Here is a 9,721-nt window from a genome sequence, read left to right as displayed (position 1 = left end):
CCCAGCGAACGCCCCAACTCGACATCCAGCACAGCGAGTACCGAGTCCAGCGCCTCCGCGAACACCGGGAACCGCCCGTACAACTCACGGCCCATCCCCAACCGCTGCGAACCCTGACCCGAGAACAGCACCGCCGATGACCGCTCGGTGGCGAGGCCACGGGCGACGTCCGAGACACCCCCGTCGGTCGCCAGCAGTACCGCGCGGTGCTCGAAGAGCGAACGGCCCGCCGCCAGCGAGTGGCCGACGTCGACGGCGGGGCACTCGGGGTGCTCCCGCGCGTAGGTCCTGAGCCGGTCGATCTGTCCGTCCAGCGCCGCTTCGCTCCTGGCCGAGACGAGCCACGGCACGGCACGCGGGGCGATCCCGGGCGCGAGCGGCTCGCTGTCGGCGGTGTCCCGCTCCGGGTCGGCCTGCTCCAGCACCACATGCGCGTTCGTGCCGCTGATCCCGAAGGACGAGACGCCCGCCCGGCGGGCTCGTCCGGTCTCCGGCCACACGGTGGTGTCGGAGAGCAGCTCCACGGCCCCCGCCGACCAGTCGACATGGCTTGACGGCTCGGTCAGGTGCAGCGTCCTCGGGAGCGTCCCGTGCCGCAGCGCCATCACCATCTTCACCAGACCGGCGGCGCCCGCCGCGGCCTGGGTGTGACCGATGTTGGACTTCACGGAGCCCAGCAGCAGCGGCAGGTCCTGGTCGCGGTCCTGGCCGTAGGTGGCCAGCAGTGCCTGTGCCTCGATCGGGTCACCGAGGGGCGTACCGGTGCCGTGCGCCTCCACCGCGTCCACCTCGGCCGGGGAGAGCCCGGCGTTGGCGAGCGCCTGCCGGATCACCCGCTGCTGCGCGGGGCCGTTGGGGGCCGTCAGACCGTTCGAGGCGCCGTCCTGGTTGACGGCGCTCCCCCGTACGACCGCCAGGACCTGGTGTCCGTTGCGCCGCGCGTCCGACAGCCGCTCCAGGACCAGCACGGCCGCGCCCTCGGACCAGCCGGTGCCGTCGGCGGAGTCGGAGAACGCCTTGCACCGGCCGTCGCCGGCCAGTCCGCCCATCCGGGAGAAGCCGGCGAAGTTCGCGGAGGTGGTCATCACCGTCACGCCGCCCGCGAGGGCGAGCGAGCACTCACCGCCGCGCAGCGCCTGGGCGGCGAGGTGCAGCGAGACGAGGGACGACGAGCAGGCCGTGTCGACCGACATCGCCGGGCCTTCCAGCCCCAGCGCGTACGCCAGCCGCCCGGAGACGACGCTGACCGCGAGGCCGGTGGTGGCGTGGCCCGCCATGTCGTCCTTCGACCGCATGACGAGACCGACGTAGTCCTGGCCGCTGACGCCGACGAAGACGCCGGTGCGGCTGCCGCGCAGGGTGGCCGGGTCGATGCCCGCGCGTTCCGCCGCCTCCCAGGAGACTTCGAGCAGGACGCGCTGCTGCGGGTCCATGGCGAGGGCCTCGCGCGGCGAGATGCCGAAGAATCCGGCGTCGAAGTCGGCGACGTCCCGCAGGAATCCGCCCTGGCCCTCGACGGCGCCGATGGACGCGTCGGCCTCCCAGCCCCGGTCGTCGGGGAAGCCGGAGATGGCGTCGCCGCCGGAGAGCACCAGCTCCCAGAGCCCTTCGGGGGACTCCACACCGCCGGGGAAGCGGCAGCTCATACCGACGATCGCGATCGGATCGTCGGTGGCGTCGGCGCTGTCGCGCGACTCGCGCGCGGTGACGGCCGCGGCATCGTCCTCACCGACCAGTTCGTCGAGGAGATACGCGGCGAGCCTGGCCGGTGTCGGGTAGTCGAAGATGAGGGTCGCGGGCAGCGTCAGTCCGGTGGCGGAGGCCAGCCGGTTGCGGAGTTCGACGGCGGTCAGGGAGTCGAAGCCGAGCTGCCTGAACTCCCGTTCCACGGCGATGGCCTCGGGCGAGGAGTGCGCGAGCACCACCGCCGCCTCGGCGCGGACGAGATCGGTCAGCAGCCGGGGCCGCTCGTTCTCGCGCAGCGCGGCCAGCCGCTCGACGAGGCCCGCGCGGGAGACTCCGGCGGCTCCGCTCTTCGCGGCGCGGCGGCCGGTCCGTACGAGTCCGCGCAGGAGGGCCGGGACGCCGGCCGCCGAGGGGAGCGCGCCGCCGCCGATGGAGAGCGGCACGATCAGTGCCTCGTCGCTCGCGGTGGCGGCGTCGAACAGCGCCAGGCCCTGTTCCACCGGGAGCAGCGGCATTCCGGAGCCACCGCTGACCCGGCGTACGTCGTGGTCCTCCAGCGTGCTGGTCATGCCCACGCCCTGCTCCCAGGCGCCCCAGGCCAGCGAGAGCGCGGGCAGCCCCTGGGCGCGGCGGTGCGCGGCCAGGGCGTCGAGGAAGGTGTTGCCTCCCGCGTAGTTGGCCTGTCCGGGGCTGCCCATGACCCCGGCGGTGGACGAATACACCACGAACGCGGCCAGATCGAGATCGCGGGTGAGCTCATGCAGATTCCACGCCGCGTCGACCTTGGGACGCAGCACACCGGCCAGGCGTTCGGGGGTCAGCGAACCGACGACGCCGTCGTCCAGCACACCCGCCGTGTGCACCACGGCCGTCAGCGGGTGCGCGGCGGGCACGGACGCCAGCAGCCCCGCCAGCGCTTCCCGGTCCGCCACGTCGCAGGCGGCGACCGACACCTCGGCGCCCCGGGTTCTCAGCTCCGCGGCCAGCTCGGCGGCTCCGGGGGCCTCCACTCCGCGCCTGCTGGTGAGCACCAGGTGCCGTACGCCGCGCTCGGCCACCAAGTGCCGTGCCAGCACGCCGCCGAGACCGCCCGTACCACCGGTGATCAGGACCGTACCCTCGGCGTCCCAGGCCCGGGGCAGGGTGAGCACGATCTTGCCGATGTGCTTGGCCATGCTCATGAAGCGGAACGCGTCGCGCGCCCGGCGTACGTCCCACGACCGCACCGGCAGCGGCTCCAGTACGCCCCGGTCGAACAGCTCTCCCAAGGTGACCAGCATGCGCTGGATGCCCTCGGGGCCGACCCAGCCGAGGTCGAAGGCCTGGTAGTCCACACCGTCCGGCAGATCGGCGGCTTCCCGGATATCGGTCTTGCCCATCTCCAGGAACCGGCCGCCAGGACCGACCAAACGCAGTGACGCGTCCACGAACTCACCGGCCAGCGAGTTCAGTACGACATCGACCCCCCGGCCGCCCGTGACCCCCGCGAACGCCGCCTCGAAGTCCGTCGTCCGCGACGAGGCGAGGTGATCCCCGGCCACCCCCAGCGACCGCAGAACATCCCACTTACCCTCACTCGCCGTCGCGAACACCTCGGCGCCCAGATGATTCGCCACCTGAATCGCCGCCATCCCCACACCACCCGCACCGGCATGGATCAGCACCTTCTCACAGCGCCGCAGCCCACCCAGCTCCACCAGCGCGTAGTACGCGGTCAGGAAGACGAGCGGCATCGACGCCGCCGTCTCCCACGACCAGCCGTCCGGTACGGGGGTCATCATGCGCTCGTCGCCCACCACATGGGTGCCGAAGCCGCCGAAGAGCATGCCCATGACCCGGTCGCCGACCCGAAGACCGGTCGCCTCTGGCCCGGTCTCGACCACGACACCGGCGGCCTCGGAGCCGAACAGCCCCGCGTCGCCCGGGTACATGCCCAGGGCGTTGAGCACATCGCGGAAGTTCACTCCGGCCGCGCGGACCTCGATCCGTACCTCGCGGCCGGTCAGCGGTTCGAGAACCTCGGGGAACGGGGCCAGGGTCAGCCCGTCGAGACTGCCCTTGGCCCGGCTGCCCAGCCGCCAGGGCACACCGGCCGGCGGCACCAGTCCGGTACCCGACTCCAGGCGGGCGAGCCGGCCGACGCGCAGCGCGCCCGCGCGGACCACGGCCTGCGGCTCGTCGGCGGCCACCAGCCCCGGCAGCGCGGGGAGTACGGCCGCCGAGTCGGCGGCGTCGTCGGCGTCCACCAGCAGGAACCGGCCGGGGTTCTCGGCCTGCGCCGAGCGCACCAGGCCCCATACGGGGGCGGCGGCGACATCGGTGACGTCCGTGGCGCCGTCCTCGACCGCGCCCCGGGTGACGAACACCAGCCGCGAGTCCGCGAAGCGCTCCTCGGCCAGCCACTCCTGTACCAACGTCATTGCGTAGTGGGCGAGTTCGTGTGCCGACTCGGCACCACGCGCGCTGTCGCCCCGGAGCGGTACGACCACGATGCCCGGCATCGCCGCCTCGTCACGGGCGGTCAGCTCGGCGAGCGTACGCGCCGGGGCGCCGAGCGTGGCGGCGCCGGTCGAGGCGAGGGCGGCCGTCAGGCCCAGGCCGTCCGTGCCGAGCACCACCCATTCGGTGTCCTCGGAGACCTTCTCCGGGGTGCCGGGCACCCAGTCGACGCGGAAGAGCGAGTTCAGTTCGTCCCGGCGTCCGCTGTCGGCCGCCCGGGGGCCCGCCGCCCGCAGGAGCAGCGAGTCCACCGAGATGACCGGTTCGCCCTGGACGTCGACGGCGGCCAGCTGGACGGAGTCCTGGCCGTTGCCGGTGATCCGGACGCGCAGGGCCGACGCCCCGGAGGCGTGCAGGGAGACCCCGTTCCAGGCGAAGGGCAGCAGGCTGCGGTCGTCGCCGTCCGCGCTGGCGAACACGGTGCTGTGCAGGACGGAGTCGAGCAGCGCCGGGTGCACGCCGAATTCGTTCGCGTCGCCGACACCCCGATCGAGGGCGACCTCGGCGAAGATCTCCTCGCCCCGGCGCCAGACCGCGCGCAGGCCGCGGAAGACCGGACCGTAGTCGAGTCCGTTGCCCGCGTAACGGTCGTACAGCCCCTCGATGTCCACCACGGTCGCGCCCTTGGGCGGCCATACGGTCCCGTCGAAGCCGAGGATCCGCTCGCCGCCGCCGATCCGGCCGGAGGCGTGCAGGGTCCACTCGTCGTCGGACGCGTCGGCGGGGCGGCTGTAGAAGCGCAGCTCGCGGCGGCCCTCGTCGTCCGCGCCGCCGACGGAGATCTGTACCTGGACGGCGCCGGTGCGGGGCAGGATGAGCGGGGCGGCCAGCATCAGTTCCTCGACGCACTCGCAGCCTGCCTGGTCGGCGGCCCTGATCGCCAGTTCGAGGAATCCGGTGCCGGGGAAGAAGACCATCCCGCTGACGACATGGTCGGCCAGCCACGGATGGGTGGCCAGCGAGAGGGTGCCGGTCAGCAGGAGTTCGTCGGAGCCCGCCACGGACATGGCGGCGCCCAGCAGCGGGTGGTCGGCGGAGGCCAGTCCGAGACCGGTCGCGTCGGCCGGCCGGAAGGTCGTCTTCGGCCAGAAGCGCTCGTGCTGGAACACGTAGGTCGGCAGATCCACCAGCCGGGCGCCGGTGCCCGCGAAGAACGCGGGCCAGTCCACGCGCACGCCCTGGACATGCAGCCGCGCCAGCGCGGTGACGGCCGAGGTCTCCTCGGGGCGGTCCTTGCGGAGCACCGGTACGGTCACGGCGCCGTCCGGCACGGACTCCTGCGCCATGGCCGACAGCACCCCGTCCGGGCCCAGCTCCAGGAACGTGCTCACGCCCTGCTCGCCGAGCGTCCGTACGCCGTCGCCGAACCGGACCGCCTCGCGGACATGCCGTACCCAGTACTCGGCCGAGCACAGCTGCTCGGCCGACGCCAGATCACCTGTCAGGTTCGAGACGACGGGGATGACCGGCTCGGCGTAGGCGAGGCCCCGCGCGACGGCGCGGAACTCGTCCAGCATCGGGTCCATCAGCGGCGAGTGGAACGCGTGCGAGACCCGGAGCCTGCTCGTCCTGCGGCCCTGCTCCCCCAACCGCGCCGCGGCCTTGAGGACGGCGTCCTCGTCACCGGAGATCACCAGGGAGGCGGGACCGTTGACGGCGGCGATGGACACGTCGCCGGACAGCAGCGGCAGTACCTCGTCCTCGGAGGCCTGGACGGCGACCATCGCGCCGCCCGAGGGCAGCGCCCGCATCAGCCGCGCCCGCGCGAGCACGAGCGTGCAGGCGTCCTCCAGCGAGAACACCCCCGCCACCTGCGCCGCCGCGATCTCACCGATCGAATGCCCCGCCACGAAGTCCGGGACCACACCCCACGACTCCACCAGCCGGAACAGCGCCACCTCGACCGCGAACAGCGCGGGCTGGGTGAAGCCGGTGTCGTTCAGCGGCTCCGCGTCGTCGCCCCAGATGACCTCGCGGAGCGGCCGGTCGAGCCCGGCGTCCAGATGGGCGAGTACGGTGTCCAGCGCCTCGGCGAACACCGGGAAGCGCTCGTACAGTTCACGACCCATCCCGAGCCGCTGGCTGCCCTGGCCGGAGAAGAGCACCGCGCTCTTCACGCGTCCCGCGACCGTTCCCTCGACCGCGCCGGCCGCCGCGCCGTTCTCGATCCAGCTCTTCAGCGCCGCGCGTCCCGCCCCGCCGTCCTCGTCCGCGACGACGGCGAGGCGGTGTTCCAGGCTCGCCCTGGACGTCGCGAGGGAGAGCGCGGTGTCCAGAGCGCGTGTGCCGGGCTCGGCCTCCAGCCTGTTCAGCAGCGCGGCGGCCTGGTCGCGCAGCGCCTCGGCGGTCCGCCCCGAGACGACCCACGGCAGCGCGGTCGCGCGGCGTGCGGGGGCGGTCGCGTCCTTCTGGGCGGGGGTCTCCCCGGCGCTCGGCGCCTGCTCGATGATCACATGCGCGTTGGTGCCGCTGACTCCGAACGAGGAGACACCCGTACGGCGCGGACGGCCCGCGTCCGGCCAGGGGCGCGCCTCGGTGAGCAGTTCGACCTTGCCCGCCGACCAGTCGACATGCGACGACGGCTCGTCCGCGTGCAGCGTCTTCGGCACCACGCCGTGCCGCATCGCCATGACCATCTTGATGACACCCGCGACACCCGAAGCGGCCTGGGTGTGACCGATGTTGGACTTGACGGAGCCGAGCAGCAGCGGGTGTTCCCGGTCCTGGCCGTAGCTCGCGAGCAGGCTCTGCGCCTCGATGGGGTCGCCCAGCGGGGTGCCCGTGCCGTGTGCCTCCACGGCGTCCACGTCGGCCGGGGTGAGTCCGGCGTTGGCGAGGGCCTGCCGGATCACCCGCTGCTGCGAGGGCCCGTTGGGCGCGGTGAAGCCGTTGGAGGCACCGTCCTGGTTGACGGCGGAGCCCCTGATGACGGCGAGGACCGGGTGCCCTTCGCGCTGCGCGTCCGACAGCCGCTCCAGCATCAGGACGCCCGCGCCCTCGGACCAGCCGGTGCCGTCGGCCGACTCGGAGAACGCCTTGCAGCGGCCGTCCCTGGCGAGTCCGCCCTGCCGGCTGAACTCGATGAGCGAGCCGGGGGTGGACATCACATTGACGCCGCCGGCGAGCGCCAGTCCGCACTCGCCGTTGCGCAGCGACTGCACGGCGAGGTGGAGGGCTACCAGGGAGGACGAGCAGGCGGTGTCGACGGTGATGGCGGGGCCTTCGAGCCCGAGGGTGTAGGAGAGCCGGCCGGACACGGCGCTGGCCGCGATGCCGGTGCCCACATCGCCGGTCGCGTCGTCCAACGACCTGACCAGCAGGTAGGCGTAGTCCTGGCCGTTGGTGCCGATGAACGCGCCGGTACGGGTCCCGCGCAGCCGGGTGGCGTCGATCCCGGACCGCTCGATGGCCTCCCAGGCGGTCTCCAGCAGCAGCCGCTGCTGGGGGTCCATGGTGACGGCCTCGCGGGGCGAGATCCCGAAGAAGCCCGGGTCGAAGTCGGCGACGGTGCTGAGGAATCCGCCCTGCTGGCTGACGGAGGTGTCGCGCTCGTCGGTGGTGCTGTCGCGCAGCGCGTCCAGGTCCCAGCCCCGGTCGGCGGGGAATCCGGAGATGGCGTCGGTGCCGGAGGCGACGAGATCCCAGAGTCCTTCCGGGGAATGCGCCCCGCCGGGGAACCGGCAGCTCATTCCCACGATGGCGATGGGTTCCTTGGCGGCGGCGACGAACATTCTGTTCTGCCGCCGCAGCCGCTCCGCCTCCTTCATCGCGGCGCGCAGCGCTTCCACGACGTTGGCGTCGGGGGCTTTGTCGGTCGGGGCGTTCATGGTCTGCTCCATCACTCTCGCGCTACAGGTCGGACTGGCCGTTGAGCGCGGCCCGCACCAGGTCTGCCACTGCCATCGAGTCGATGGACTCGTCGGTTTCCTCGTCCTGCGCCGGGGTGGTCTCGCCCCGTCCCGCCAGTTGGAGAAGCGGTTCCAGCACGCCGATGTCCCGCAACCGCGCGAGCGGTACGGACGCCAGCAGGGCCCGGATCTCCGCCTCCTCGCCGTCGGCCCCGGCCGCGTCCGCGTCGTCGGGGATCAGCTCGCCGAGTACGTACTCGGCGAGGGCCGTGGGCGTGGGGTGGTCGAAGACGAGCGTCGCGGAGAGGCTGAGGCCGGTGGCCGTGTTGAGCTGGTTGCGCAGCTCGATGGCTCCGAGCGAGTCCACCCCGAGGTCCCGGAAGGACCGTTCGGCGCCGACGGCGTCCGTGTCCGGGTAGCCGAGCACCTGCGCGGCCCGGGTCCGGACGAGGTCCACGACCGTCTCCAGCCGCCGGTTCGCCGGCAGACCCGCGAGCCGGTCCCGCAGACCGCCCTCGGCCGCGACGCTGCCGGGCGCCGCCGCCGTGGCGGCCACCATCTCGCCGTAGCCGGGGAATTCGCGGAGCAGCGCGCTCGGCCTGGCCGCGCCGAAGGCTCCGACGAAGCGGTCCAGGGCGACTTCGGCGACGACCGCCGTCGGCTCGGGCTCCATGACCAGCCGGAGCAGCGCCTCGCAGGCCAGCTCCGGGTCCATGGCGCCGATTCCGGCGCGCTTGGCGGCCTCGTCGGCCCCGGCGCCGCCGGCCATTCCGCCGCCGCCCCAGGCACCCCAGGCGATGGAGGTCGCCGGCAGGTCCTCGGCCCGGCGCCGTTCGGCCAGGGCGTCCAGGATCGCGTTGGCGGCGGCGTAGTTGGCCTGGCCGAGGTTGCCCACGGCCGCGGAGGCGGAGGAGAAGAGTACGAACGCCGCGAGGTCCAGCTCACGGGTCAGTCCGTCGAGCAGGAGGGCCGGGGTGACCTTCGAGCGGAAGACCGCCTCGAACCGCTCCGGGGTGAGCCGGTCGAGCACACCGTCGTCCAGGACGCCGGACGCGTGGACCACACCGGTGAGCGGGTGCTCCGCCGGGATGCGGGCCAGTACGGCGGCCAGTTGGGCGCGGTCGGCGACATCGCAGGCCGCGATCGTGACGGCCGTGCCGAGGCCGTCGAGTTCGGCGCGCAGGGCGTCGGCGCCCGGTGCCTCGGGGCCGCTTCGGCTGAGCAGCACCAGGTGCTGGACGCCGTCCTTGGCGAGCCGGCGGGCGACATGGTCGCCGAGGGCGCCGGTGCCGCCGGTGATCAGCACGGTACCGTCCGGGTCCCACGCGCGGCCGGACCGCTTGCCGGGCGCCCGTACCAGGCGCCGGGCGAGGACCGCGGAGGTGCGTACCGCCACCTGGTCCTCGCCGTCGAGGCCCGCCAGCACCCCCGCGAAGCCCGCGGCGGCGCGCTCGTCCAGCGTCTCGGGGAGGTCGATCAGACCGCCCCAGCGCTCCGGGTACTCCAGCGCGGCTACCCGGCCGAGGCCCCATACGGCGGCCTGGAGCGGGCGGTGCGCGCCGTCCGCGCGGTTCACGGACACGGCGCCCCGGGTGGCGCACCACAGTGGCGCGTCGATCCCCGCGTCGCCGAGTGCCTGGAGCAGTACGGCGGTGAGGGCGGCCCCCTCGGGCACGCTGCCCGCGAGG

At 73.5% G+C, this 9,721-nt stretch carries 2 protein-coding genes (1 of these 2 cut by a window edge); both read right to left on the bottom strand.

The features are described from left to right. Window positions 1-8,012: SDR family NAD(P)-dependent oxidoreductase (locus ACIRQP_RS19960; protein WP_403891594.1), on the bottom strand; the 8,012-nt coding region annotated here is incomplete at its 3' end. A 22-nt stretch (window positions 8,013-8,034) separates the two neighbouring features. Then, window positions 8,035-9,721 carry the 3' portion of a type I polyketide synthase gene (locus ACIRQP_RS19955; protein ID WP_403891591.1) on the bottom strand. It continues 26,915 nt past the right edge of the window, so only the last 1,687 of its 28,602 coding nucleotides appear in the window; its start codon lies beyond the right edge, outside the window — the gene reads right to left on this strand; the stop codon is at window positions 8,035-8,037.

Origin of the sequence: Streptomyces sp. NPDC102274 (assembly GCF_044766385.1) — a bacterium.
Classification (GTDB): Bacteria; Actinomycetota; Actinomycetes; order Streptomycetales; family Streptomycetaceae; genus Streptomyces.
The sequence above is the reverse complement of the archived record's forward strand: the minus strand, read 5'-3'. Positions and strand labels throughout refer to the sequence as shown.